This window comes from Variovorax sp. PEI5 (genome assembly GCF_056679935.1).
In genome coordinates, this window is sequence record NZ_JBWXPH010000002.1 from 368,066 (window position 1) to 394,693 (window position 26,628).

The 26,628-nt window shown below is 65.0% G+C and carries 23 protein-coding genes; 9 read left to right on the top strand and 14 right to left on the bottom strand.

The window, feature by feature from the left end; translation table 11 throughout:
* The first annotated feature begins 19 nt into the window (after nt 1-19).
* The 5 genes from AC1MLT_RS18185 (at nt 20) to AC1MLT_RS18205 (ending at nt 4,554) form a co-directional block, all read left to right on the top strand.
* Nucleotides 20-859 (top strand): transporter substrate-binding domain-containing protein, encoded by an 840-nt coding sequence (locus tag AC1MLT_RS18185; RefSeq protein ID WP_481035493.1) that lies wholly within the window; start codon nt 20-22, stop codon nt 857-859.
* Between the two features lie 7 nt (nt 860-866).
* A complete protein-coding gene (locus tag AC1MLT_RS18190) occupies nt 867-1,547 on the top strand; it encodes an amino acid ABC transporter permease (RefSeq protein ID WP_481035494.1) in 681 nt (226 codons plus the stop codon).
* A 7-nt stretch (nt 1,548-1,554) separates the two neighbouring features.
* Nucleotides 1,555-2,223, top strand: a complete 669-nt coding sequence (locus AC1MLT_RS18195; RefSeq protein WP_481035495.1) for an amino acid ABC transporter permease — start codon at nt 1,555-1,557, stop codon at nt 2,221-2,223.
* Between the two features lie 35 nt (nt 2,224-2,258).
* The gene (locus AC1MLT_RS18200; protein ID WP_481035496.1) at nt 2,259-2,948 is read left to right on the top strand and encodes a GntR family transcriptional regulator; all 690 of its coding nucleotides are present in this window, start codon (nt 2,259-2,261) and stop codon (nt 2,946-2,948) included.
* Between the two features lie 232 nt (nt 2,949-3,180).
* Entirely contained in the window at nt 3,181-4,554 is a 1,374-nt protein-coding gene (locus AC1MLT_RS18205) for an NAD(P)H-dependent oxidoreductase (protein ID WP_481035498.1), read from the top strand.
* A 73-nt stretch (nt 4,555-4,627) separates the two neighbouring features.
* Here the strand turns inward: AC1MLT_RS18205 and AC1MLT_RS18210 are convergent, their stop codons facing one another.
* Nucleotides 4,628-5,383, bottom strand: a complete 756-nt coding sequence (locus tag AC1MLT_RS18210) for a Fic/DOC family protein (RefSeq protein ID WP_481035499.1) — start codon at nt 5,381-5,383, stop codon at nt 4,628-4,630.
* Nucleotides 5,361-6,017, bottom strand: coding sequence for a hypothetical protein (locus AC1MLT_RS18215; RefSeq protein ID WP_481035501.1), 657 nt, complete (start codon nt 6,015-6,017; stop codon nt 5,361-5,363). Before AC1MLT_RS18215 ends, AC1MLT_RS18210 begins: the two co-directional genes overlap by 23 nt.
* Before the next feature lie 208 nt (nt 6,018-6,225).
* On the opposite strand from AC1MLT_RS18215, the gene AC1MLT_RS18220 reads away from it, so the two are divergent.
* Nucleotides 6,226-7,017 (top strand): DUF3750 domain-containing protein, encoded by a 792-nt coding sequence (locus AC1MLT_RS18220; protein WP_481035502.1) that lies wholly within the window; start codon nt 6,226-6,228, stop codon nt 7,015-7,017.
* A 2-nt stretch (nt 7,018-7,019) separates the two neighbouring features.
* Here AC1MLT_RS18220 and AC1MLT_RS18225 read toward each other — a convergent pair whose 3' ends face one another.
* Nucleotides 7,020-8,606 carry a gamma-glutamyltransferase family protein gene (locus AC1MLT_RS18225; protein ID WP_481035504.1) on the bottom strand — a complete coding sequence of 529 codons (1,587 nt, stop codon included), beginning with the start codon at nt 8,604-8,606 and terminating at the stop codon, nt 7,020-7,022.
* Nucleotides 8,607-8,686: 80 nt separating this feature from the next.
* The gene (locus tag AC1MLT_RS18230; protein WP_481035505.1) at nt 8,687-9,709 is read right to left on the bottom strand and encodes a Bug family tripartite tricarboxylate transporter substrate binding protein; all 1,023 of its coding nucleotides are present in this window, start codon (nt 9,707-9,709) and stop codon (nt 8,687-8,689) included.
* Between the two features lie 134 nt (nt 9,710-9,843).
* Between AC1MLT_RS18230 and AC1MLT_RS18235 the strand changes: the two genes are divergently transcribed.
* Entirely contained in the window at nt 9,844-10,347 is a 504-nt protein-coding gene (locus tag AC1MLT_RS18235; protein WP_481035506.1) for a PH domain-containing protein, read from the top strand.
* A 68-nt stretch (nt 10,348-10,415) separates the two neighbouring features.
* Entirely contained in the window at nt 10,416-11,102 is a 687-nt protein-coding gene (locus AC1MLT_RS18240) for a class I SAM-dependent methyltransferase (RefSeq protein WP_481035508.1), read from the top strand.
* Nucleotides 11,103-12,158: 1,056 nt separating this feature from the next.
* On the opposite strand, the gene AC1MLT_RS18245 is transcribed toward AC1MLT_RS18240, so the two are convergent.
* Together AC1MLT_RS18245 and AC1MLT_RS18250 are read right to left on the bottom strand one after the other, a co-directional pair.
* Nucleotides 12,159-12,881, bottom strand: a complete 723-nt coding sequence (locus AC1MLT_RS18245; protein WP_481035509.1) for a hypothetical protein — start codon at nt 12,879-12,881, stop codon at nt 12,159-12,161.
* The gene (locus tag AC1MLT_RS18250; RefSeq protein ID WP_481035511.1) at nt 12,859-14,211 is read right to left on the bottom strand and encodes a hypothetical protein; all 1,353 of its coding nucleotides are present in this window, start codon (nt 14,209-14,211) and stop codon (nt 12,859-12,861) included. Before AC1MLT_RS18250 ends, AC1MLT_RS18245 begins: the two co-directional genes overlap by 23 nt.
* A 207-nt stretch (nt 14,212-14,418) precedes the next feature.
* On the opposite strand from AC1MLT_RS18250, the gene AC1MLT_RS18255 reads away from it, so the two are divergent.
* A protein-coding gene (locus tag AC1MLT_RS18255; RefSeq protein WP_481033218.1) for an IS3 family transposase occupies nt 14,419-15,662 on the top strand; the annotation gives its coding sequence in 2 pieces (ribosomal slippage) (nt 14,419-14,716 and nt 14,716-15,662; 1,245 coding nt in all).
* On the opposite strand, the gene AC1MLT_RS18260 is transcribed toward AC1MLT_RS18255, so the two are convergent.
* The 8 genes from AC1MLT_RS18260 to AC1MLT_RS18295 form a co-directional block, all read right to left on the bottom strand.
* Nucleotides 15,632-17,317: a hypothetical protein gene (locus tag AC1MLT_RS18260; RefSeq protein ID WP_481035513.1), complete on the bottom strand. Its 1,686-nt coding sequence runs from the start codon at nt 17,315-17,317 to the stop codon at nt 15,632-15,634. The two genes, AC1MLT_RS18255 and AC1MLT_RS18260, sit on opposite strands and share 31 nt — an antisense overlap.
* An 81-nt stretch (nt 17,318-17,398) precedes the next feature.
* Nucleotides 17,399-20,476, bottom strand: a complete 3,078-nt coding sequence (locus AC1MLT_RS18265; RefSeq protein ID WP_481035514.1) for an NACHT domain-containing protein — start codon at nt 20,474-20,476, stop codon at nt 17,399-17,401.
* 456 nt (nt 20,477-20,932) lie between these two features.
* A complete protein-coding gene (locus tag AC1MLT_RS18270) occupies nt 20,933-21,115 on the bottom strand; it encodes a hypothetical protein (RefSeq protein WP_481035515.1) in 183 nt (60 codons plus the stop codon).
* 66 nt (nt 21,116-21,181) lie between these two features.
* The gene (locus tag AC1MLT_RS18275) at nt 21,182-22,480 is read right to left on the bottom strand and encodes an amidase (protein WP_481035516.1); all 1,299 of its coding nucleotides are present in this window, start codon (nt 22,478-22,480) and stop codon (nt 21,182-21,184) included.
* A 99-nt stretch (nt 22,481-22,579) separates the two neighbouring features.
* Nucleotides 22,580-23,287 (bottom strand): DUF1028 domain-containing protein, encoded by a 708-nt coding sequence (locus AC1MLT_RS18280; protein ID WP_481035518.1) that lies wholly within the window; start codon nt 23,285-23,287, stop codon nt 22,580-22,582.
* Nucleotides 23,284-23,985, bottom strand: coding sequence for an ABC transporter ATP-binding protein (locus AC1MLT_RS18285; RefSeq protein ID WP_481035520.1), 702 nt, complete (start codon nt 23,983-23,985; stop codon nt 23,284-23,286). Before AC1MLT_RS18285 ends, AC1MLT_RS18280 begins: the two co-directional genes overlap by 4 nt.
* The gene (locus tag AC1MLT_RS18290; RefSeq protein WP_481035521.1) at nt 23,982-25,784 is read right to left on the bottom strand and encodes a branched-chain amino acid ABC transporter ATP-binding protein/permease; all 1,803 of its coding nucleotides are present in this window, start codon (nt 25,782-25,784) and stop codon (nt 23,982-23,984) included. The genes AC1MLT_RS18285 and AC1MLT_RS18290 overlap by 4 nt, the downstream gene beginning before the upstream one ends.
* The gene (locus tag AC1MLT_RS18295; protein WP_481035522.1) at nt 25,777-26,610 is read right to left on the bottom strand and encodes a branched-chain amino acid ABC transporter permease; all 834 of its coding nucleotides are present in this window, start codon (nt 26,608-26,610) and stop codon (nt 25,777-25,779) included. Before AC1MLT_RS18295 ends, AC1MLT_RS18290 begins: the two co-directional genes overlap by 8 nt.
* Between the last annotated feature and the right edge of the window lie 18 nt (nt 26,611-26,628).

The following is a 26,628-nucleotide window of genomic DNA, read 5'->3' on the forward strand; positions in this document are numbered from 1 at the left end:
CCCCGACCCCGGAAACCCCATGAACGTCCACTTCCCGTTCCTGCGCCGCACCCTCTCCGCCACGCTCGTCGCCACCCTGGCGCTGGGCAGCCTCGCCGCCTCGGCGCAGACCCTGCAGAAGGTCAAGTCGGCCGGCGAGCTGCGCATCGGCGTCGCGCCGGGCGATCCCTGGTATTTCCGCGATCCGGCCTCGGACAAGTGGACCGGCCTGGGCGTGCTGCTCGGCGAGCAGGTCGCCAAGGAGATGGGCGTGAAGATGACGCCGGTCGAGACCACCTGGGGCAACAGCGTGGCGGCCCTGCAGGCCGGCCAGATCGATGCCATGTTCGTGCTCGACGCCACCGAGGAGCGCAAGAAGGCGCTCGACTTCCCGGCCAGCCCGCTGCTCTGGTACGCGCAGGGCGTGCTGACCAAGGACGGCCTGGTGGCGAAGACCTGGGCCGACCTCGACAGGCCCGAGGTCCGCATCGGCGTCGCCCTGGGCACCGCCACCGACCGCGACCTGACCGTGCGCCTGCCCAAGGCGAAGATCGAGCGCTTCACCAACACCGACGAGACCGTGGCCGCCTTCATGTCCGGCCGCGTCGACGCCATCGGCTTCTACCACCCGGCCCTGGTCATCGCCTACTCGAAGATCCGCAAGGGCAAGGTGCAGGTGCCGCAGCCGGTGGTCGCGCTGCCGACCAGCGTGGGCATCCGCCGCGAGGCCGATGGCGCCTTCCGCGACCAGCTCGACGCCATCATCGGCAAGCTCTACGCATCGGGCCGCACGCAGGCGCTGTACGCGCAATACCTCAAGACCAAGAACATCGACGCCGCCACCGTGCCGGGCGTCATGAAGGAAACGCTCGGCCAGTGAGCGCGGCATGAACTACGAGTGGGACTTCGGCGGCATCTGGTCGCATCGCGACATGCTGCTGGCCGGCTTCGTCGGCACGCTCAGGATCGCGGCCGTCGCGATCGCGCTGGGCGTGGTGCTGGGCGTCGCCCTGGCGGCCATGCGGCTGTCGGGTCGGCGCTGGCTGGCCTGGCCGGCCCTGTGGTTCATCGAGTTCTACCGCAACACGCCGCCGCTGGTGCACTTCTTCTGGGCGTTCTATGCCCTGCCGGTGCTCATCGGCGTCAGCCTCGACCCCTACATGGCGGCCGTCATCGCGTTGTCGACGCAGTCCGGCGCGTTCTTCGCCGAGGTGTTCCGCGGCGGCGTGGTGTCGGTCGAGCGCGGCCAGTGGGAAGGCGCCCGCGCCATCGGCATGACGGCGCCACAGGCGCTGCGCCGCGTGGTGCTGCCGCAGGCCATGGCGCGCATGGTGCCGCCCTTCATCGAGCGCGCCTTCGAGCTCATCAAGACGACGGCACTGGCTTCCACGCTGGCCTATTCCGACCTCCTCTACCAGGCCATGCAGGTCAACTCCATCACCTTCCGCCCCTTGGAGGTCTACACCGTGGTCGCGGCGATCTTCTTCCTCACCCTGCTGACGCTGAGCATCGGCGCGCGGGCGCTCGAACACCGCCTGGGCGTCGCCAGCCGGCCGCAGGGAGCCTGAGACCGCCATGGACTTCACCTGGGACTTCTCGGCCGTGCTGCAGAACTGGCCCGTGCTGCTGCGCGGCGTGGGCGTCACGGCCGGCCTGTGGGCGGTGGCCTTTCCGGCGGCCATGGCACTGGGCGTGCTGATCGCGCTGGCGGCGCGCTCGCCGCGCCGGCTGCTCGGCGCGGTCGCGCGCGGCTACATGGAGCTGTTCCGCAACGTCCCCATCCTGATCCAGCTGGTGTGGTTCTTCTATGCCTTCCCGATCGTCACCGGCCTGCAGCTGAGCCCCTACGTGGCGGCCCTGCTGGCGTTGACGCTCAATGCCTCGGCCTACTGCTCGGAGATCTTCCGCGGCGGCCTGGCCTCGCTGCCCAAGGGCCAGTGGGAAGGCGCATCGGCCATCGGCATGACGCGCGCGCAGGTGCTGCGCCGCGTGGTGCTGCCGCAGGTGCTCAAGCGCATGCTGCCGGCGTTCACCAATCGCGGCATCGAGCTGGCCAAGAACACCTCGATCGCCTCGGTCATCGCCGTGCACGAGCTGATGTACCAGGGCCGCGCCTTGAGCGCCGTCTCGTATCGCCCCCTGGAGATGCTCACCGCCGTCGCCGTGATCTACTTCGTGCTCATCTATCCCGGCGCCTACGCCGCCGGCCGGCTTGAGAAGCGCCTGGCCCTGCGGGGCGCCTGAGCGCATCCGCGCGACCGCAACCCCGAGCTCCCGCGATGGCGACCCGCACCCTCCCCGACTTCGAACCCGCGCCATCCGCCACCCGGCGCGACTACGTGGCGCAGACCTTGCGCACGGCCATCCTGGCCGGCCGCATCGCACCCGGCACGCAATTGGTCGAGACCCATTTCGCGACCCAGTTCGGCGTCAGCCGGGGCCTGCTGCGCGAAGCCATCCGCGAGCTCATCGAGACCGGCCTGGTGGTCAACCGGCCCTATGCCGGCACCTATGTGGCCGACATCGACGAGCAGACCCTGAGCGATGTCTACGAGGTGCGGCGCATCATGGAGAAGCAGGCCTTCATCCGCGTCTGGCCGCAGCGCGACGCCGCCTTCCGCACCGAGATGAAGGCGCGTTACGAGGCCCTGGCCGAAGCCGTCGCCAGCCGCGAGCTCAGCCGCGAGAGCGCCGCCGAGGCGCACTTCCATGGCCTGGTCTACGAGCGCTGCGGCAACCACCTGCTGCTCGACGTCTGGCGCCAGATGACGCAGAAGATCCAGCTCGGCTTCGCGGTCTGCCGGCTCACGCACATCCCCAAGCCCGACTACGCCGAGAACCACGAGCTCTTCATGAAGCTGGCGATCGGCGACGACCTGAACGCCATGCTCGACGAGCTGGACGCGCACCTGCTGCGCGGGCTCTCGACCATCCGCGCGGCGCTGCGCCGGACGGCACCGCGCGACTGAGCGGGCGCGCGGACGCGCCCCGGGCGCATCGCGCATGGCGGGCATGCCGCGCGCCGCCGCCCTGTCACCGATCGCGTCGCCTGTGTCGCCTGTGTCGCAAGCGGCACTGGCGCGGCGCATGCCTTTTGGGCAGAGTGACGAAGAGAACCACGCGGCCCCGCCTGCGGAGCCCGGCGGCCCCGGAGACCCACAAGACCCATAAAACCCAGAGACGAAGAGAGACAACGCCGCCATGTCCCATCTGTTCCCCCAACTCCAGGCGCTGGCCCAGGCCGGCACACCCATCCGCGTCGGCCTCATCGGCGCCGGCAAGTTCGGCTCGATGTTCCTGTCGCAGGTGCCGCGCACGCCGGGCCTGCATCTGCTGGGCATCGCCGACCTCTCGCCCGCGCGGGCGCAGGCGTCGCTGCGGCGCGTCGGCTGGAGCGAGATGCAGTCCGGCGCCCGGTCCTGGGCCGAGGCCCTGCGCGACGGCTCCACCTTCGTGCAGGACGATGCCGAGGCGCTGATCTCGCAGCCCGCGCTCGACATCGTCATCGACGCCACCGGCAGCCCCGCGGCCGGCATCCGCCACGCCCTGCTGTGCTGCGCCCATCGCAAGCACATCGTCATGGTCAACGTCGAGGCCGACACCCTGGCCGGCCCGCTGCTGGCGCGCCGCGCCAGGGAGGCCGGCATCCTCTATTCCATGGCCTATGGCGACCAGCCGGCGCTGATCGCCGAACTGGTCGACTGGGCCCGCACCGCCGGCCTGGAGGTGGTGTGCGCCGGCAAGGGCACCAAGTACCTGCCGGTCTACCACCAGTCCACGCCCGACACGGTCTGGGGCCACTACGGCTTCAGCGAGGAGCAGGTGGCCGGCGGCGACTTCAACGCGCAGATGTTCAATTCCTTCCTCGACGGCACCAAGTCGGCGCTGGAGATGGCGGCGGTGGCCAACGGCACCGGCCTGCGCCCGGCCACCGACGGGCTGGCCTTTCCGCCCTGCGGCGTCGACGACCTGCCGGCCCTGCTCAAGCCCGCGAGCGACGGCGGCATCCTGGCGCACGGCGGCACGGTGGAAGTGGTGTCGTCCCTGGAGCGCGACGGCCGGCCGGTCTTCCGCGACCTGCGCTGGGGCGTGTACGTCACCTTCCGGGCATCGACCGACTACGTGCGCGACTGCTTCGCGCAATACGGCCTGAAGACCGATGCCAGCGGCCGCTATGCCGCCATGTACAAGCCCTACCACCTGATCGGGCTGGAGCTGGGCATCTCGGTGGCCAATGTCGCCCTGCGCGGCGAGGCCACCGGCGCGACCGGCGACTTCATCGGCGACGTGGCGGCCACGGCCAAGCGGGATCTCGAGGTCGGCGAGAAGCTCGATGGCGAGGGCGGCCACAGGGTCTACGGCCGGCTGATGCCGGCGGCGGACTCGCTGCGCCATGGCGCGCTGCCGATCGGCCTGGCGCACGGGATCGTGCTCAAGCGCGCGGTGGCGGCCGGGCAGGTGGTGCGCTGGGACGACGTTGCGTTCGACGCCGGCAACCAGGCGGTGGCGTTCAGGCGGGAGATGGAGGGCGTGTTCCGGGGCGAGATGGGGATGGGAACGGGCGTCGTGACGTGAGTCGCCATGCCGACGAGTCACCGGAATCGCTCATGGCCCGGCGATCCAGGCTGGTTGAACCTTGCATGCACGCTCAGGTCTCGCCGGTCGTGTCTTGCACCTCACCTCTGATGCGTTTCGTCTCCAGATACGACGTCATCGCCTTCTCGTCGCTCGTGTCGTAGTCGATGTCGTCCACGCTGGTCGCGTCCAGCCCGTCCAACCCCGGCAGAGCGAGAAGTTGCGTGAGCGAGTCATCGGTTCGGTCCGACTCTCGCAAGAACGGCGCGAGATAGGCGTCCAGATGTCTGGCACGAGGGTCCTTCAATTCAGCGGTCAGGGCCGCCAGATAGGCCGTCTTGCTCGTCGAGGGCCAGTCGACCAGGATCCTGGCGCGGCGGCAGAGTTCGGTGTGGACCAGGATCATGGTCCGGCCATTACCGTCCAGAAAAGGATGCGCCCATGCGAAGGCGCCCATGACCGCGCCAGGCTGCTGGCGCATGCGCTTTGCGTCGTTGCCCATGTCCAAGCCCCACTGCACTGCCTTGCCGATGAGAGCAGCCTGCTCGAAGTCGACGATGCCTCCCTTGCTGACCTGGGTCGCGACGCCCAGTTGACAGCGGTCCTGCCCGGCCCACGGATAGAACTCCCTGAAAAGAATCGCGTGAACTTCGCAAAAATGTGCATAGGTCACGGGGCCGCGAGCCTCGCCGAGGAATGCCAACGCCTCGTCGAGATGAGCCTCGAAAAAAACCTTCTCCTGTGCCTTCACCACCTCTAGATCCCGCTCAGCCTCGATATTCCTGAGGTAGCCGGCCGTATGGAAGTCATCGAACGGATCGAACGGCATTTCTCTGCTCTCTCATGTGGTTCGACATCAGACGCGCCAGCTGCGGTCCGTTGATGACGGACTTCCTGCGCAGGGACGCGAGCAGCTTGCCCGTGGCGTCCAGCCGCTCATCATCGCCAGCCAGGCGAGTGACTGCTTCCGCGAAGTCGTCCAGCCGGGTTCGTTTGAATACGACGCCATGCATCGCCGCCAGATTCGCGACGTAACTGGCCACATCCTTGATCGGGAACTGGGCAACTTCCTCTGGAAGCTCGACTGTTGTCGACCGTCGCTTGGACCGAAGCGCTGCCAGACCTGCGACAGTGGTCACCGGCGCGCTACCGAACCTGGCTTCGAACTTGGACCGCCCCTCACCGGCTTCCACCCGACAAATGACGACGGGACGACCCGTTTTCAGGAGAACTTCATCGGCGATGACTTCAAGCGGCGCTGCGAGCTCCTGGCCGTCCCTGGAACTTTGGCTGGTCTTGGCATACACGCCTGGCGCCAGGCGCACCATTCGGCCTTGTGCGATGAGACGCTTGATCGCTTCCGTGAGTTGACTCTTGCTGCCAAGCCGAGCGAGTTCACGACGCAGCACGACATGGTCGGCACGCTTGCTCAAAGAAACCTGTAGTTTGCTCTCGAGTTTCATGTGGCCTCCGGACGTAGAACCACCAACCGGCTCTACCTCGTTCATTGTAGCTTTGCCAATTTATTCTTTCACATCAATGGTTTATGTCATTATCAAAGACCGGCTCTCCGTCCTTGATCACTGGGCCTGACCACGTGCGAGATGCTGCAGCCAGACACCAGGCCAACCCGCGACCGAGCGCCATCGCCTCCGACGGCATACTGGCGCGATGCCCGATCTCTCATCTTCGCCGCCGGTGCAGAAGCGCACGACGCGCTGGACACGCTGGCCGTTGCGCTTCCTGGTCCTGATCGCATTGCTGCTGCTGGGCCCGATCGGCGTGCTGGCCTTCGGCGACCTGGATCTGGACACGCCCTGGTACCGGACGAGGCAGGAGAGCACGGGGCAGGCGCCCGACCCCGCCGTCGATCGCGGAGCGGTCGTACAGGTCTATGGCGCGCGCATCGTGCGCTGGCGCGGCGCCTTCGGCATCCACCCGTGGATCGCGGTCAAGCGCGCCGGCGCGGACCGCTACACCACCTATCACATCATCGGCTGGCGGGCCCGCCGGGGCGGCGACGCCATGGTCACCAACGACGTCGAGGCGCCCGACATGCTCTGGTATGGCGCCTATCCGCAGCTGCTCGCGGACCACCGGGGCGCGGAGGCGGAAGCCATGATCGACCAGATCGAGACCGCCGTGGCGGCCTACCCCTGGCGCGAGTCCTACCGCCTCTGGCCCGGTCCCAACAGCAACACCTTCGTGGCCTGGGTCGCCCGGCAGGTGCCCGCGCTGCGCCTGGACCTGCCTCCCACGGCGATCGGCAAGGACTACCTGGGCGCGACCACCTTCATCGACCATGCGCCCAGCGGCACGGGCTGGCAGCTGTCGCTGCTGGGGCTGGCGGGGGTGACGGTGGCGCGGGACGAGGGCCTGGAAATGAACGTGCTGGGGCTCGGCTTTGGAGTCGACGTGGACGACTTGGCGCTGCGGTTGCCGGGGTTCGGGCGCCTGCCCTGAGGTCAGCAGCCGACGGCTTGCCCGTCCCGGCGATGGTCCGATCCGGCCGCGTAGGCCACGTCGGAGCCATCGAGCCGGCGGATGAGTTGCGCGCTGCCGAAATCCAGGCTGTCGGCCGGCGCGACCTCGGGCTCATGACCCATCCGCCGCAGTCCCTCGACCACGTCGGCCGGCACGGTGTGCTCCACCGTCAGCACGCCGTCGTCGTTGATGCGCCAGCGCGGCGCATCGGAGCAGGCCTGCGGATTGAGCCCCTCGACCGCCTCGCGCAGCGTCATCTGGAGGTGCCCCTGCGCCTGCATGTTGCCGCCCATCACGCCGAAGGCCATGTGCGGACGACCGTCGCGCATCATGAACGCCGGGATGATGCTGTGCATCGGCCGCTTGCCGCCGGCCACCTGGTTTGGATGCCCCGCCGTGGTGACGAATCCCATGCCCCGGTTGTGGAGCGCGATGCCGGTACCCGGCACCACGACCCCCGAGCCGAAGCCCTTGAAGTTGCTCTGGATGAACGACACCATGCGGCCCTGCGCATCGGCGGCGCACAGGTAGACCGTCCCGCCACTGGCCGGCTGGCCGGCCGGATGCGTCCCGGCCCGGGTGGGATCGATGCAGCGTGCCCGACGACGCAGATAGGCCGGATCGAGCAGCTGGGCCGCGGTGACGCGCATGTGATCGGGATCGGCCACGTGCGCATACAGGTCCGCGAACGCCAGGCGCATGGCCTCGACTTCCAGGTGCATGCGCGCCGCCGACCCCGGCAGGGTCTTCGCGTAGGGCACGTGCTCGAGCAGGCCGATGGCGATCAGCGCGGCGATGCCCTGGCCGTTGGGCGGTATCTCGTGCACCGTGCGATCGCCGAAAGCCGTCGACACGGGCTCGACCCACTCGACCGCATGGGCCGCCAGGTCCTCCAGGGCCAGACCGGCTCCATGCGCACGCGCGAACGCGGCCATGGTCTGGGCCAGCCGGCCTTGATAGAACGATGCGGTGCGACTGCGGGCAATCTCCTCCAGCGTGTCGGCCTGGGCCGCGAAACTCCAGATCTCGCCCGCTTCGGGGGCCCTCCCCTCGATGGTGAATTCGTCGAAGCCGGGCTGGTGACCCAGGTCGTTCACCGCCTGCTTCCACTGCCGGGCGATCACGGGACTGACCGGGAAGCCGTCGCGCGCATGGCGGACGGCGTCCTTGAACAGGTCCTCGAAGGGCAGCGCGCCGAAGCGCTCCGACAGCGCCGCCCATGCCGCGACGCCGCCCGGGACGGTGACCGTGTCCCAGCCATTGCGCGGCATCTGGTCCAGATGCGCGAATCGCTCGGCGCTCCAGGCCCGGGGCGCGCGACCCGACGCATTCAGGCCGTGCAGCCGATCGCCATCCCACACCAGCGCGAACGCATCGCCGCCGATGCCATTCATGGTCGGCTCGACCACCGTCAGGCAGATGGCGGCGGCCAGCGCCGCATCGATGGCGTTGCCGCCTCGGGCGAAGGCCGCGGCGCCGGCCTGCGCTGCCAGGGGCTGGGACGTGGCGACCACGTTGCGACCCAGGACCGGCTGCCGGCCGGCGGGATAGGGATAGAGAGCGTTCATGGGAGGACTGCGCTTGCGCGGCGATGACGGAGGGTGGAAATCTCGACCAGACGATCTGGCGACCGGATGCCGAGTCTCGCTCAGAGCACCACGCCGACCGAGCGGATGACCTTTTCCCAGCGCACGTGGTCGAGTGCGCCCATGGCCGCCAGGCGCGTGCCATCGCCCGGCGTGACGATGTAGCCCTTCTGCACCAGGCTGGCGATGGTGTCGGGATCCCGCGTCACCTCGGCCACGGCCTGGGCCAGGGCGGCAACGGCGGTGGCCGGCGTTCCCTTGGGGACATAGAGACCGAACCAGTTGTCCGCATCGAAGCCCGCGATGCCGGCTTGCGACACCGTGGGCAGGTCGGGCATGGCCGGCACCCGGTTCGACGAGGCGACGGCCAACGCGCGCACCTTGCCGGCGCGCACCAGCGGCATGGCGGCGGCCACGCTGTCGAACATGAAGGACACCGTTCCCGCCAGCAGATCGCCGACCGCCAGCGAACTGCCCTTGTAGGCCACGTGGACGGCCTTCGCGCCGATCTGCTGGCACAACAACTCCGACTCCAGGTGCGACAACGTGCCGGTGCCTTGCGAAGCGAAGTTGACGTCGCCGTTCCTGGACTTGATCCAGCGCACGAACTCGGGGACCGTCCTGGCCGGCACGTCGGCATTGACGATCAGCATGTGCGGCGCGTTGGCGATCAGGCTGACGGGAACGAAATCGCGCGCGAGATCGGCCTTGGTGTTGGGGTAGAGGTAGCTGGCGATGGCCTGCGTGGTCACGGCGCTCAGGAAGAGGTTGTGGCCGTCGGCGGGCAGGCGCGCCGCGATGTCCATGCCCAGGGTACTGCCGGCGCCGGGCCGGTTGTCGATCACCACGCTCTGCGCGAGCTTGTCGCCCAGTTTCTGGCCGATCAGCCGCGCCAGGATGTCGGTGGCGCCGGCGGGCGGATAGGCGACCAGCATCTTCAAGGGACGTTCCGGATAGCCTTGCGCCGCTGCGCTGGTGCTCGCGGATGCGAGGCCCAAGGTGGCGAGGGAGGCGCCGAACGCGCAGAGGGCATCGCGGCGCGTGATGGGGCGGAAAGCGGTGCGGGTGGCGTCGAGTTGGGGCATGCGGGCAGTCGATGGGGTCAAAGGGGATCGAGGCGCAAGAAGCATGCCGCTCGCCGGGTCCGCCCTGCGCCTGCCCATTCATCCATCGCTTCGTGTTCTGCCATCAATGCATGGAGTGCGTGCGATCCTCGTGCATGCACGCGGTGGAAGTTGTCGCATTGGAGAATCAATCTGTGAATAAAACAGCCTTCGAAACCTCGAACTCGACGGACGATCGCTCGACGACGAATGACAGCGTCTTTCCGACGCGGATCGATGCCTGGTTGGTGATCCTCGTCGGAGTAGCGTTCGCACTGTGCTTGCGTCAGGCGTGGAGCCTGCGTGGTGCTTCTTTTGGGGGCGGCATGATCGCCCTGGCGATTGGCATCGCGAGTGTCATCACGGTTCTTGCGCTGACCTTGCCATGCCGGTACACGCTGAAGGACGATCACCTGTTCATCCATTGCGGGATGATCAAGAAGCGCATTCGCTATGCCGAGATCCATCGGGTCGAGTCGAGCTCGAATCCGCTCTCGGCCCCGGCGTTGTCCCTGCGTCGCGTGAGGATCGACCATGGTCGATCGTTCACGCTGGTGTCACCTCTGGAGCGCGGCCGTTTCATCGAGGAACTCTTGAGACGCTGCGGCTTGACCTCGTGAGGACGACGACACTCTCATCCTGACCCCTTGGCTCGGACTGGCCTGAGCACGACTCGAACCACGTCGATATGACTGAACCCACGCACCTCCCCTTCGCCAACGCCGAGGCAGTCGCCACCTATGCGGAAGGCCCGCCCCGGATGGTGCCGGGCTGGGCGGACATGGTGCGCATGACCGACATCCTGCTCGCTGAACGCGTGCCACGGGATGGGCGGGTTCTCGTCGTGGGGGCGGGCGGAGGTCTCGAACTCCAGCGATTCGCACAGGCGCATTCCGAGTGGTCATTCGAAGGCGTCGATCCCTCGCGGCCGATGCTGGATCTCGCCAGCGCAACGCTCGGCCAACTGGGCGCCCGGGTGCATCTGCAGGAGGGCCACGTCGACGATGCCAGCGCCGGACCCTTCGACGGCGCCACGTGCCTCTTGACCCTGCATTTCGTCGAGGTCGAGGAGCGCCGTCGCATGCTGGCCCAGATCCGGCGCCGATTGAGGCCTGGCGCACCATTCGTCTTGGTCCACCTCAGCGTTTCAGACGTCCCGAGCGAGAGACAGGTTTGGCTGAATCGCTACGCAGCGTTCGCGGTGTCGTCCGGCATCGAGCCGTCCAAGGCGGAGGCGGCGGCGAAAGCGGTCAATGAAAGGCTTTCAATTGTCTCGCCGCAGCGCGATGAGGAGATGCTTCGCGAAGCTGGCTTTGCCGATGTCGCGTGCTTCTATGTGGGGATGGCGTTTCGGGGCTGGGTCGCACTGGCTTAATGACCGTGACCGAAGAAGTGGAGACACTCGGCGTGCTTTGGTTGCGGTGCTCATCTGCAGGTACATGACGGTCGCTGGGGAACCTAGCCAGCAGCAATGATCGAGTGGATTGAGTCAGCCGTAGTGGCCTAACCTGGCGCAAGTCCCACCGCTTCTGACCCGCTTTCAACAGCAACACCTTCTTCGCTTAGGTCGCCCGGCAGTTGTCCGCGCTGATCCTGAACCTGCCTCCATGGCGATCGGCAAGGACTACCTGTAAACGATCACCCTTGTCTATCACGCGCCCAGCGGCACGGGGTGGCAGCTGTCAGTCTTGGCGCTAGAGGGGATGGCAGTGGCTCGGAACGAAGGAGTGGAGATGAACCTGCTGAGGCTTGAATTTGGAAGTAGACGCGGACGATCTGGTGTTGAGGCTGCTGAGGTTTAGGCGGCTGCCGTAATGGTGCTCAACAACAATAGTTGTTGAACATGTTCTAGTGCTCGACTTTAATAGAACCGCCAACTGAGGTCTGACGGAGAACATTAGGCATTCGAGTGCAGCGCTAAATGTCCGCTTTAGCAACGCCGCTGCCTCTGCTTTAGGTGCGCAGACGAAAAGTTTTTGGGTGCAATCTAACAGGCTGCTCAGAGCCCAAAGCGGGCTTTTTCAGTCACACGACGACCCTTCCTATCTGTTAATAAATCACAGATCGTGACCGCTATCGGCCACAAGCGAACGCTCAAGCTTTTCTTGATTTCGCCCGTCACTAGCACTCTTCGAGTGCAGCGCTTCGACGAAAATTTGAGCTAGACCACTACCTGCACCATTCCAACTTCAGCGAATTTCGGTCCTGCTGCGGCGAGCCTGCGTTCAAGACTTCCACTAGCGCCCAAGTCCGTCGCCTTGGTAGCGGTCATGAATCGCGCCTTGTCGTTCCAGGGAATCAAGATTGGTGGGTGGGCCCGATCCTGCGCGGCCGCGCTGCCAATCTTAAGATGGTTCGCCGGGCGCACTCCAGACGCCCTCACCGCCCCTCGCAGCACCCTATAGATGCTTTGCCCAAGGGGCCCTAAGACCTACTCAGTATCAGACGGCGTCGCCTGAGCCTCGTCTTTATCAGTTGCGGCTGACCCGCCCAACGTTGCCCGTAGGACGGCTGAAGCGTCCATGGCAAGTTGAGCGAAGCGCTCTAGACGCTCTATTCTTTTAATGGTTGCTTTCTCCTCGGCAGCCTTGAATCTTGAGTCGACGGAAGAGTTGTCGTCCTGCAGAATGAATTGCACGATTGGCAGTTCAAAATCCACGTTGACTTCGCCTTGAAGCGCTCTGTCTAGCGTTGACTGGAACTCAGCACTTGCCAATGGCTGCTGGGCGCCCTTTCGAAGTGCGAACCCGATTAGCTCCCGTGCCGCGTAGTCAAGTTGTATCGCAAGCATCAACCAATCATTTTCATTCCGAATGTTCTCCGCGTTTGCGAGCGCCATTACCGGTGGGTAGAACCGATTGAAGGCGTTGGCCGGGTCTAGCGAAGCCAACGTGCGCGCCACCGACTCGATATCCCCAAGGGGGTTAGCGCAGTTGGGGGCTGCGAATCGGTGAGACCACAGACGTAATATTTCGCGAATGCATGCCTCCTCTGCTGCTTCCTTATCTTCGGGCAGTGCCATCTCGATAGCGTGCATCCGCTCCGATATGAGATGTGCCATCCATTCGGCTGTCAGGTCCTCATCTTTGGCCATTGATGAGGCCAGTCGCTTACCCAATTCGATGATTGACTTAGAGCGTCTTAGGGATTCCATCGCGGTCCAGTAAGTAAATTCTTCGATAGTCCCAGGGATAGGGCTCCCATCCCTCTCGCAAAGCCACACCTTCGTCCAGGCGTCGTTCGACCTCGATGCTCACTATGAGGCATTTGTCTGGGAAAGCCGAGAGCAGAGACTTGATGAAGGCGCCATCTGCCGCCAAGCGAGTGCCCGAGTACACGGCCTCGTCGCGGCCCAATCCTGTAACCCTCGTCCAACTCTCCGAGCGCAATGTCCCACCTTGTCTTGCTGTCCAACGGCGACCATCTGAGGAGGCCGTAAGATGCGCCACGCCTTGTGCGTATGCGCTTGGGGACGGCGGAGGAAATGCGAGGCTTGCTCCCCACGAGTCGCGCTCATCGAGACTATGCACATTCGACGGAATATCTACCCATGCTTCGAGGGGCGAGGCCTCTTCGTTCGCTGACCAGCCTCGGTCGGTAGACGGTAGAAAGAATGTGTCGGTCGATGCAGTTTGCAGCGCGGCTACGAGCGCCGGGGCGGTATCTCGCGCAGCAAGAGCACTACGAACACTAATCGTTTCTCTTTCGCTTGCTTCCCCGTAACTCCAGTAACCCCAAAGCACTTGAAGTCCGTCGTCCGTCGCTAGGTGGCTATCGATGTAGTCTACTGAAACGTTCCAGGACCAATTCGGTTCAAGATGGTGGTCTGGCGTGGGTGCGGCCAATACCAGCGACGGGTCGCGACGGTCGACCAACCAAAGCCCGTTTGAGTGCGAAAGCATCTCGCCGTCGAGCCATTCCTGGAAAAGGTCCAAATTGTCTTCGCGCGACCGCCTTGGGGGCCTCTCCTTGAGGAGGTCGGCTGCCACAAGCATCATGGCGTGATAGCAGCGATACGCCTTAGCATCGTCGGTCTTCGGCATCGTCCCATGCGAGTGTTGAGTCTCCATCCGATGCGAGTCAAAGATTCCCCGCAAATGACGCGCATCCTCTTTCCAGTTCATCCCATGGGAAGGAAACGATGCTCTCAGTACGGAGCGAACCCTCCTCTCAACGGCATTTTCCACGAGTCCGAATGTGCGCCCTAAAGGAGCGAACCAGTACGGCCCAATGTCGATTCCGAAGTAGTAGTGGTCGTCTTCATTGGGGGTTTCATCCGTCGTTTCATCGACAAGTGCCTCGTCGTACTCAGCATTCACTTTTGGGGTCAACGCGGACGAATTTACAGAGGAAAGCGCAGTGGAGTCGCCGATACCGCAAGCGAGTAACGCTTTGGCGGCAAATCCTCGAATCAGAACGTGGCTTGACTCTAATTCTCGAACCAAATGATTGATGCACTCTTTCGGCAAGTAGGGTTGAGTCAATGCGCCTCGTGCCAAGCCAATCACTAACCACTGTCTAGCATGCCAGGTATAGAACTCTAGCCGTCGGTCCGCGAACGCGCCGCCTTCGCCCATGCTCGCGTTGAGCTGGCCCCTTGAATGACAGGACACGGTCTGTCGCTTATCTTTCAGGATAGGAGTAGGACTGTGAATACGACTAGGAATACGGATACCACCGTCGAGGTGATCATGAGGGACCAGCGCCGCAGGCGCTGGTCCCTCGCAGAGAAGGCCGCGCTGGTTCGACGCAGCTACGAGCCGGGCATGAGCGTATCGCTCGTTGCTCGCCAAGAGGGTGTGTCGGCCAGTCTGCTGTTCCAGTGGCGCAAGCTCGAGCGCCAAGGCGCGTTGACTGCGGTGTCCGCCGGCGAGGCCGTGGTGCCGGCCTCCGAGCTCGCCGCGGCCCGGGCCGAGATTGCCAAGCTCCAGCGTGTGCTGGGCAAGAAGACGCTGGAGAACGAGATCCTCAAGGAGGCCGTGGGCTATGCCGCCGAAAAAAAGTGGATTGCGCGCTCACCCTGGCTGGACGGGGATGGCCTGTGAAGGCCGCCTGCGAGGCCCTGGGGTTGGCGCGCTCGAACGTTCAGCGGCTGCGCGCACGCAGCGACGACTGGATAGACGCCCGGACCTGCCGTACCGCGCGGGCTGATGATGCCGTGCTACTCGACGAGATCAGGGCGCAGATCACCGAGCTGCCGACCTACGGCTACCGCCGTGCCTGCGCGCTGGTGAACCGCCAGCGGGCCGACGCCGGCGCGCCGCGAGTCAACGCCAAGCGGGTCTACCGCGTGATGGCCGGTCATGCACTGCTGCTTCCCAAAGCACCCCGACGACGCCAGTCCAGTCGGCCTCATGAAGGGAAAGTGGCAGTTGCGCACAGCGACGTGCGCTGGTGCTCGGACGGCTTCGAGATCAGGTGCGACTCGGGTCAGACCGTGACGGCGACCTTCACGAAAGACTGCTGCGATCGGGAGATCCTGGCCTACCGGGCCTGGGAAGGCAAAGGTCTGCCGGGCGAGCCGGTGCGCGAGATGCTCATCGAGGCGGTGGAAAAACGCTTCGGCAATGTAGAAGGCATTCCCAAGGGGCACGCTCTGGAGTTCCTCTCGGACAACGGCGGTGCCTACATTGCCGCCGAGACGCGGCAGATCGCCAGGCAGTTGGGCCTGCGGCCGGTCAACACGCCCGTGTGCAGCCCGCAAAGCAATGGCATGGCCGAGAGCTTCGTCAACACCTTCAAGCGCGACTACGTCAGCCGCATGGACCTGGTCGATGCAAGGACGGTAATGGCGCAGATGGCCACGGCCTTCGAGCACTTCAACGAAGTCCATCCGCACTCGGCGCTGAAGATGAGATCACCCAGGGAGTTCAGGCAGCATCGTGCTGCCCAACAGTGTTCTGCTCAAGTCGAGCAGACGCTACATTGCGAATAGACCGTGTCCTGAAATACGGGGGCAAGATCAGCGTAGGCGACAAGTTCTATGAGGAAGTCGTCCCAACCGATTTCCACGGCGTTCCTCACTGCGTGCGCAAATTCCCAGCGTTCAGTCCCAACAGGCGAGCCAAGTCCAGACCAGATGTACCCGGCAAGAGCGACGGTCGTTGATGCTGGGGGATGCAGTGAATCACGCCAAGCACCATCCCCCCGTTCCTCCTCGAGGGCTTCGCCCAGCAATTCGATTCCATAGTCAAGAGCCTCGGCCGCTTCCGAGCTTCGGAGGAGCGACGAGAGCGGGTCGAGCAGATGAAAAAGGGCCGACGCGTCCATCCCGTCCAGCTTCGCGGCATAGCCCTCGACGAGCGAATGCACTACATCTGCATCAGACACGATTCCGTTGTCGTTCCAAGACTCAAAAGGCAGGAGGGCCCAGTAGCCTCGCCGAAAAACCCGACTTGGCTCCTTCCGACATGCGTCCAAGATTGCGGTGCGCAGCGCCTTTTTTACTGACAGCAACTGAAGATAGCTGGGGGGGAGAGCTTTTGCCAAGGACCGCAGTTCGTAGAGCCCAAAATCTGACCACGAAGACACCGCCGCAATGAGGCCTGGTGCTTTTCCTGCTCCAGCGCGGGCCACGGCCTCCCGAAGGAAGCCCTCAGTTGGACACGTAGTGCCCAATGCCCGACATCCCATGAGTGCAGCTTTCAATGCGAGCGGTTCGTCCAATGATATGCCCTGAAACACCTGGTTCCATTCGGGGGGGCCTCTATCGGACGTCGATGCCGAAAAGGGAAGCTCCTTTGGGGCGCTGGACGTCTGACCTGCGGGGGCCTGCTCCGCAGCACGACGCAAGCGGTCGATGTCCAAAAGTTGGACTCCGAGTCGATTTCCAAGTTCTTCGACGCGTTGCCAAGTGTCGAGCCCATCGGGAAGAAGGCGCAGATATCGATATCCCGCTAGTAGGATGGCTCGCTTTCGATGAACGTCTGATTCGGCTTCTGCAGCGCGAACAAGTTCATCGGCGCGGTTCCATTCAGCATCGATACCCGCGAGGACAACGGGCGTATGCGGCGGCAATCCTCCCAAGCGATGCACGAGTGCTTCTATGGTGACTGGTAGCAGGCGCGAGTACCTTCCGAATCTCCTGTCTCGCCATCTCGCAGAGATGGCCAGTGAGGACGGGCCACAGAGCATCGCTAAGACTTTGGCCGTTCCTTCCCAGTCAAAATGCTTGTCCCTAGCCACATATGCATAGGTCAACTCTGCAGCTCGTGAGAGTTTGTACGCGAGCTGCGGTCGACCAGCGGGACTGGCTCCAGCAGCCTTGCCAAGGTTCAGCAACGCTTCCCAGCGACTAACGTTCTCTTCGCCAATGCGGCTGGCAATCGTAATTGCTCGCTCAAAATAGGCGCCCGCCTCCGCCTGACTCAATGGCAGGACTGCCCTGGCGAGCAACTGAAAGTTGTCGGCTCGGGATTCGGCATCCTCATTTTCCAATGCTTCAACTCTTTGAAGCGCGTACGGCGCGAGTTCGAGTGCGAACCTCGAAAATCCCGGTGTCCGTGCTGCTGACTTACAAATGGAGATCAGAGTGAGAGGCCAAAGGGCAGCCTTCTCGTTCTCGAACCAAGAAAAGAAGCGGTTCGTCAAAAGATCGTCAGCGGGCGAATCTGTAAGCGTTCCAAACCATTGCTCCGCAGTGACCTGTGTGAGTGCCTTGTGGTTAAACTGTTAATAGGTCTCCGCATGGGAGAGGTTCTTTAATAGCTCGCTGATTGTTACTGAGGCATCTTCTGGATTTCGACCACAGAGCCTCTCAGCGCGCAGTTCGAACCATCCGAGGACCGCTCTTAGGTCTCGCTGATATGTGCTGATTTCGCCATCGTGGATCCGCCCGGTCGCTTCTGCCTCACGAACTGCATCCCGCTTGGAAGAATGAGCCAGGGCCACGGGATCCAGCTTCCTTCCGGTCATTGCGGCATGCAGGGAATATGCTCGAAGCGTGGATTGTTGAACACCAAACCTATCCACCAGCCCCAAGGGTGGGTCTACGGGCAAGTAACGCTCCAACAAGTGCTGCCAAGCGTGAAGATTCGTTGGCAACGACTTTATGGCAAGGGAGATAGCTCCGGTGACAGCCTCAAGAAGCCCGCCTCTGTCATTCCAGTGCTCGTCTGTCGTGAGAACAACGCGCCGGTCGCATAGAACGCGAAGCAGTCGTTGAAGCGGCTCTGATGGCGGATTGTGACTAGTCGAGTCTGCTGCTGAAGCAAGTGCCAATAGGAGCCAGGGGTCGCGACTCGCTGCTATGAACAAGGTATCGAACAGGGCTACATGGCCCAAATCAAGCAGACGCGCCCCCACCAATCGTCCAGTGTCGAACGCAACTGTTCGAGAGTTCCAGCCACGTAGAAAGCGTGCCACATGCTCTGCACCGTTCACGCGCAACATGGCGAATGCGAGTTCCGCGATGTCGGCGCCTTTGACACGCTCGCCGCGTCGTTCATCATCGGGTAGTCGGCTCCAGGCCCTGAGCCAGTCGAGCGCGATGCGCAATCGGCTTGCTGCTTCGGCGTGCAACTCCGTGCGGCCAGAAAGTAGGCCGGCGTAGTACGCCTGAGCCGACCCCATCCATGACGAAGTAAACGTGCGACGGGATACCAACTCTTCGATACGGTCAACGGACAAGAGCTGGCCAGCGAGGTCTGTGTTCTGCTGAACTAACTTGTTTTGCCTCGCCTCGGCAGCCAATTCCCCGCCCGCGCGCATGCAAAGCTTGCTGGCAGGCAAGTAACGGCCCGCACCCAAGCACGCCTTCAGCGCGAACATTAGTCGCCGAAGCTCTACATCCCGACGTTCTAAGGGGTTGTCCGCTGGAAGGCCTGAATCTGAAAGCGCGAGCTCAACGACTTCGTCGAGTCTTCCCGCAGCAAGAAGCAACTCGGGAAGCATCGCTGCCGCGTAGGAGCTGTGACTCGCCAACGGCCTCAACCGTTGTAGTAGGAGCCGCATCGCCCCTTCGTCGGGCTGAAACTGCTCGCGAAACCAAGTTTCTGCTGGCTCGTCTAGGAAGTGCAGACTGTTGCCTTTGACGAACAGGGGCCTGCCAAGGTCGATGGCAAAGCTCCGAACGGCGCCCTCAGATGTGCCAGAGATTTCGGCAAGAACGGATATCGGGACCAGTGGACGGAGGACCGCCAAACATTGGCAGATGAGGTCGATGCTTCGAGCCTCAATTGAACCGTCACGCTCCTTGAGCCGAGCAACTGCCTTCGACAGCAAGTCGCCGATGGCGCGACTTACAGTAGTAGGCGTCGGACCAAGGGAGCGCAATATGTCCTCCAAGGAGGACTTTTGAGAGAGCGCGAGGGCTTGAACGCGAGGGTTGCCACTTGTCAGAGTTGCAAACTCTCGAACTTGGTCTGGCGGTGCCGATGGGAAGAATCGCAGCAGATGCTGTGCCGACTCCTCTTCGTCGAAGGGTTTGAGTTGGAACTCTATTGCCTCTGGGGTCGCATCAAGAAGCTCGCGACGATGGGAGCGAGACGTCAATGCGAGATGGACGCCTTGGGGAAGAGGTAGGCGGAGCAGGTCGGGAACGAAGCATCTATCGCCTCTATCGCTCGCAGCCATGCAGGCGTTGTCAGCTGCGTCGATGATGATGAAGAGGCTGGCATTTGCGCGGCGCCCACGAAGAATCGATATTGCTTGCCTAACCCTGAAGGCGAAAGCCCGCAACAACTGCTTGGCGTCGGCGTATGGTGTCGGTATCAGCGGGTGGCAGAGGCCTTTTGCAGCGAGTTCGTTGGAAATTTGGACAAGCGCGTCACTGTGGCGGTGTCGCACGTGCAGCGCGGTGCGATATAAACCGTCGCCAAAGCAGTCATACAGGATTGCTACTGTGCCATTGGGGATGGGTGCAGCAAGGTGTGCGGCCAGCATCGATTTGCCAACCCCGCCATCTGCGTGAATCAGAACTGGATGCTGAGATGCAGCCAGCAGCGCACGTGCTTCTTCGTACTGGCGCCTTGGCACCTCGACTTCTGGGCGATGAACTTGAGAAGGGGATGGGAAAAGCTCTTCCGGCGAAACCTTTAACGCGTGAAGCACATCGTGCTTGCGAACTGTTCGGTCGGAGTCTGTCAGAACTTTGCGAGTTACAAGCTCTTTAAGTTGGGCAGGGGCGTCGAAGTCCGCATCGGCTAGATAGGCGGCAGCATCACTACTGAGAAGGTTCCTCTGGGACCAGAGGTCGGGCTCATCGGCATCGACTCGGAACAGTTCAAAAAACTCTGCGACGGCTGGGCCGGTGAGTCCGGAATACTTGATAAGCAAATCTGCTTGCTCAGGTCGACGAGGTTCAACGTCATTGGCCAGGTCTGACAGCGTTTCCAATACATCCGAGGCAACGGGGCGGTTCGTCAAGAACGTGAACTGCAGGCTGCTCTCTACCTCTCCTGCGCCAAGCTCGTCTTGGATTTTGCTGAATCTGCTTGCGAATCCCGCGACCGTCCGTTTGAGGCCACTGGCGGTCCAGGCTTTGCCCTTGCTCTTTGTTGAGTGTTTCAGCTGAAAGTACTGGACCAGCGATGCGTGGGCCAAGGATTCCGCGCCGAAGTAGAGAGCGACGTCGATTACCTCGAACCCTTCATCAATCTCTTCCTCGCTAGTTTCACAAGAGGACGGACCTTCAATCGTCACCGCTGCGAGCTCGCCATCGTCGAGAAGCCGTAGACACTGGCGCGCCGCCCAAAGGTAGTGAAACTGGTCCCCTTCGCGGCTGGGACCTACCGAGTCAAATCTCGCCATCGTTTTGATTCTTTTACAAGAGTTGTTCTCGGAAGTTTGCCACCTTAAGAACGGTTCCCGCGACAAATAATTGACGCGACCTCGGTCGCTTACTGAGCTGCCTCGAGGCTAGCGATATATGGCAATACAGCGGGATGCGCGTCTACCCATTCCCAACCTAGAAACGTCTTCACCGACCCCGGTCCGATGACGCTTGCCAGCGATCGCTCCTTGGACGCCACCTGCAGTAACGCATGTGCCGAGTGCATGACCGCCTCACTCCGAACGGCCCAAGATTGCCCAACTTCGTCTCCCCATTCCTTTTGGATGGCAGCTGTGAGCTTGCGTGCTGCGGCTTCAAGAGGAGTGCGAGGGCGCGGGCATCAAGTAGTGTGGCGAGTGGCTGCTTCTGGCCGATTGCGTACTTCCCGCAGCTGCCCACCGTTGAAAAGCCAGTAGGCGACAACTCCAGCGGCCCTACTTCCACTCATACAACCACCAAGCCAACAGACAAGCCCCAAAACCAACACCCATCAAGATCAGCGAAGCCACCGTATCAGCCCGCCGAGGCGTCCACACGAAGCACCGCTGCAAGACCTTGGCAATAACCAATGCCGGCAACTCCGTCAGCACATAGATCACCGCATTCTCAATCGCCATCTCGGTCTCCTCTGCGCAATGCAATGAGCAACGAACAGGGAATGGATGCGACAACTCCCGCCAGCCTCACCCCACCCGATCGCCCAACAGCCCCTGCAACCAAGCCCCCGCCCGCAACACCTTCGCATCGTCGCCCATCGCCCCCACCACCTGCAAGCCAATCGGCAGTCCGGTAGCGCCCACACCCAGCGGCAGATGCAGGCAAGGCAACCCCAGCAGCGTCCACGCCCGTCCGAACAAGGGATCGCCAGTCCCCTCCTCCCACAACCCCGCCTCCCCAGCCGCGCTGGGCGCGAGCAGCACGTCGTGGTGCTCGAACAGCGTCTCCGCCCGCCGCCGTGCGATCCGCGTCGCCTCGATGTTCCGCCGATGCGCCCCGCCGTCGATGGCGGCTCCGGTGTCCAGCAATGCACGCATCCGGTCACTCAGTTGCGCCGACCGATTCGCGTGCTCCCAAGCCAGACTGCGCGCGGCCTCGTGCTGCATGACGTCGATCTGCAAGGCGGTCAGGGGCGCGAACCACTCGGGCGACGCAATCTCGCGGCCCACGCGGCGCGCGACGCCCTCCCACAGCGCCCGCACGTCGTCGCCCACCACGTCCCAGTGCGGGCCCCTGAACAGCCCGACGCGCGCGCCGGAAGCATCGGTGGCGCCAGCGGTAGCAGTGCCAAAGCCAGCGCCCTCGCCCAGCCGCAGCCCCTCGTCCCCCGTCAGCACGGCCGCCAGCAAGGCCACGTCCTCCACCGTCCGCGCGAAGCCGCCGACAGTGTCGAGCGTGTCGCTCATCAGCTTGACGCCGGCACGGCCGATGAGACCCGCGCTGGGCTTGAAGCCGACGATGCCGCAGTACGCCGCCGGCCGCACGATGGAGGCGGCGGTCTGCGTGCCCAGCGCCAGCGGCAGCAGGCCGGCCGCCACCGCCGCGGCCGAGCCGCTGGACGAGCCGCCCGGCGTGTGGCCGGCGTGGTGCGGGTTGCGGGTCGGGCCGGCCGTGAAGGCGGCGAATTCGGTGGTGACGGTCTTGCCGGGGATCAGGGCGCCGGCGGCACGGCAGGCCGCGACCACGCCGGCATCGGCGCGTGGGCGGTGGCCGTGCCAGATCGCCGAGCCATACGCGGTAGGCAGGTCGGCGGTGTCGAACAGGTCCTTGACGCCCAATGGCAGGCCGTGCAGCGGCCCGGTCACGGCGCCGGCGTCGAGCTGGCGCGCGCGGGCCAGTGCCGGGGCGGGGTCGAGGTGGGCGAAGGCGCGCAGCTCGGGCTCGCGCTGCTCGATGCGCTCCAGGCAGTCGCGCAGCACCTGCTCGGCGCTCAGTTCGCGGCGGGACAGCGCGGCGGCGAGCGCGGTGGCGGTCATTGGAGTCATGAATGGCCTTCTGAATCAACTACTCGAGATCGGTCGGATGCGCGATGCGCGGCACGACCGCAGCACTCGCGCGATCGCGCGACCGACATCATCGTCGCCTCAGCCGCGCTCGGGCGGGGGCTTCAGCAGCATCGCCGCCACGTCGGCCGGCAAGGCGCGGCCGGGCCTGTCGCGCCGGGGCATCCCCTGCACGAAGGGCAGCAGCTGCCGCCGCGCGATGCCCAGCACGCGCCGCAGCTCGGCCACCGGCGCCACGTGCTCGTCGACCCGCAGGTCCAGCGCGGCATAGGCCTCGGTGCCGACGATCCGCAGGGCCGCCGACTGCCGGCCGCGAAAGTCGCCGCCGGCGGCATCGCCGGCCTCCAGCGCCCGCATCAGCCGCTCGGCCAGGTCGGCCGATGGATCGGCCAGCCAAGCTTCGCGCATCGATGTCAGCGTGGCCTCGCCGACCAGCATGTTGCCCTGGATCGCGAAGTCGTCGCCGGTGAACTGGCCGCACCAGGGCGTGCAGTCGGCGCCGGTGAAGGCCAGGCCGGGCCCGGTCGCGCCGATGAGTCCGATCTGCCGGCCGGCCGAGGCCGCGTCCGCCGCCAGCGCGGCGGCCAGCGCGTCCACGGCCGGGTCGCCCGCGCGCATCGCCGCCAGGGCATCGATCGCCAGGTACGGGTTGACCCACGACTGCGTCGATGCCGCACCGACGCTGGCCTCGAGGTACGGGCACATCGATCCGACCGCCGGCACCGCCGTCGCCACGGCTACGCCCAGCTCGCCGGTGCGGGCGCAGCACGCCACGATGGAGAAGGTCATACGCCCAGCCTCGCGAGGATCATGGCCTGCGCACCGGGCGCGTCGGCGCGGCCCTGCTCGCCGAGCTCGCCCCGGTCCAGGATGGCGAAGCGGTCGGCCGTCTTCAGCGCGAAGGCGACGTTCTGCTCGACGATCAGCATGGCGATGTTCGAGGCCTTGCGCTCGGCCTGCAGCACGCCGGCGATGCGTTCGATGACCGAGGGCTGCAGGCCCTCGGTGATCTCGTCGACCAGCATCAGCTTTGGCTCGGCCATCAGCGCGCGGCCGAGGATCAGCATCTTCTGCTCCCCACCCGAGAGCGTGCCGGCCTTCTGCCGCAACCGTTGCGGAATGAAGGGGAAGTAGCCGCCGATGCGCTCCAGCCCGCGCTTCAGACGCGCCTTGTCGGGCACCGCCACGCTCAGGTTCTCGGCCACCGTCAGGTCCTGGAACACCGACTTCTCCTGCTGCGCATAGGCGATGCCCCGCGCGGCCAGCAGGTGCGGCACGCCCCAGGGCAGGGGCGCGCCGTCGAAGCGCACGCCGCCGGCCATCGGCGGCAGGAAGCCCATGATGCCCTTGAGCAGGGTGCTCTTGCCCATGCCGTTCTTGCCCAGCAGGGCCAGGGCCTCGCCGGCGCGGATCTCCAGGCCGACATCGCGGATCACCCGCGCCTGGCCATAGCCGCAGCCGAAGCCTTCGAGCGCCAGCATCGTCATGACGCCAGCTCCGGGGGCAGCGCGGCGGCGCCGGAATAGATGTCGCGCACCAGCTCGCTCTCCACCACGTCCCGCACCGAGCCATCCAGCACGATCTGGCCCTGGTGCAGCACGATCACGCGCGAACTGATGTCGCAGACGAAGTCCAGGTCGTGCTCGATCAGCACCACGCACATCTGGTGCTCCGCCGCCAGCATCTGCAGGGTCTCGCCGATCTGCGTGCGCTCCGGCTTGGTGAGGCCGGCCGTGGGCTCGTCGAGCAGCACGATGTTGGGGTCCAGCGCCAGCACCATCGCCAGCTCCAGTGCCTGCTTCTGCCCGTGCGAGAGCAGCCGGCACGGCGTCTCCAGCACCTGGTCCAGCCCGGTGGTGCGCACGATCGCCAGCGAGGCGCGGGGCAATGCCACGGTGGTGGTGCGCGACCACAGCCGGGGCCGGGCCAGGCGCGTGCGGGCCACCGCCAGGGCGTCCAGCACGCTGAGCTCGTCGAACACGTTGGCGGTCTGGAACTTGCGCCCGATGCCCAGGCGCACGCACTCGAAGGGCGGCAGCCGGCCGATGTCGTGGTCGTTGAGTTCGATGCGGCCGGCGCTGCGCTCGCCGCCGTCGCTGATGCAGCGCATCAGCGTCGTCTTGCCGGCGCCGTTGGGCCCGACCAGCGACAGCAGCTCGCCATGGCGGGCATCGAAGCTGACATCGCGCAGCACCGTCAGGCTGCCGAAATGCCGCGCCACCCCCTCCACCTTCAGGGCCAGCCGGCCCCGGCTGTCCAGGCCGGCCAGTGGCTGGTCGGGCGCCGGCGCCAGCGTGCCGGGCACCGGCGCGGGCGGCGTGCGCCGCAGCCGCCGCACCAGCGCCGGCAGCAGGCCCTTGGGCATGACCACGATCACGAAGACGAAGGCCACGCCCAGCAGCAGCTTCCACACGAAAGGCAGGTCGCCGCTCAGGTAGGCCGAGCCGACGTCGATCACCAGCGCGCCGAAGACCGGCCCCAGCACCGTGCCGCGCCCGCCGAGCGCGACCCAGATGATCAGCTCGGTGCCGAACTGGAAGCCTGCCATCTCGGGCGCCACCACCATGCCATAGCAGGCATAGACGAAACCGGCCAGCGCGCAGACGCCGGCCAGTGCCACCATCAGCAGGGTCTTCACGCGCGAGGTGTTGACGCCCAGGTACTCGCAGCGCGATTCGTTCTCGCGGATCGCCGTCAGCAGGCGCCCGGTGTCGCTGCGCACGAAGCGCAACGCGCCCAGCGTCGCCGCCACCAGCAATCCGCCGGAGATCCACAGCCAGACGCGGATGTCGAGATCGAAGCTCTCGAAGCCCGACAGGCCGCTCGACGAGCCGGTGAAGATGCCGCCGGCGAAGATCACCTGCGTCGCGACGATCGGCAGCACCAGCGAGATCACCGATGCGTACAGCGGCGTCGCGCCCGGGTAGAAGCTCAGCACGCCCACCAGCGCCGCCACCACCATGCTGACGGCGATGCCGCCGGCCAGTGCCGCCAGCGCCATGCCCGGCGTGAAGCCGACGTGCGTAAACACCAGCCCGGCCGCATAGGCGCCGATGCCGAAGAAGGTGGCCTGGCTGAAGGTCAGGATGCCGGTGTAGCCCCACAGCAGGTCGACCGTGATCGCCACCACGGCATAGAGGCACGAGCGCACCAGCGTGTTCTGCGCGAATTCCGGCAGCACCCAGGGGCCGAGGACGACCAGCAGCAGGGCCGCCACGAGCACGGCGTGGCCGGCGCCCAGGCGGCGGCGCGGCGCGATCGCCGCAGGCAAGGCGAGATCAGCCACGGGCGAAGCCTCCGGGTCGGATGCGCAGGGCCACGGCGCCCAGCACGACGATGGTCAGCGAGCCCAGGATCGGACTCACCAGCACGCTGACCAGCACCTGCGCGCCGCCCAGCAGCAGGCAGGCGACACCCAGCGCGCCGAACGAGGTGCCCGAGACCATCGCCAGCATGAAGGCATTGGTCAGCCAGGGCACGCCCATGTTGGGGTCGACGCTGGACAGCGGCGTGATCAATGCGCCGGCCAGGCAGGCCAGCCCGGCGCCCAGGGCGAAGGCCGACAGCCGCACCGCCGCGCTGTTGACGCCCAGTGCGCGCGCCAGGGACTCGTTCATGGTCACCGCGCGCGTCACCAGCCCCAGCCGGGTGCCGTTGAGCAGCGCCGCGATGGCCAGCGCCACCACGATGGCGATGCCGACGAAGGCCAGGCGATAGAGCGAGGTCTCGGTGCCCAGCACCTCCACCGTGCCGGCCAGCGGGCTCTCGACGAACTGCACGCCGCGCCCGAAGACCAGCGTGATGACCTGCCCGATGACGATGCCCAGCCCCCAGGTGGCCAGGATGGCGTCCAGCGGGCGCGCGTGCAGCGGCTTGACGATGGTGCGCTCGACCACGGCGCCGAACACCATGCCCACGCAGAGCGCGGCCAATGCGCCCCACCAGGGACCCAGGCCGGCCTGCTGCGCCAGCAGCGGCACATAGCCGCCCAGCGTCAGGAAGCCGCCATGGGCGAAATTGATGATCTTCATGACGCCGAAGATCAGCAGCAGCCCGCAGGCGACGACGAACAGGATCGCCGCCGTGCTGAGCACGTCGAACAACAACGACACGGCGACGAGCTCCGCGGG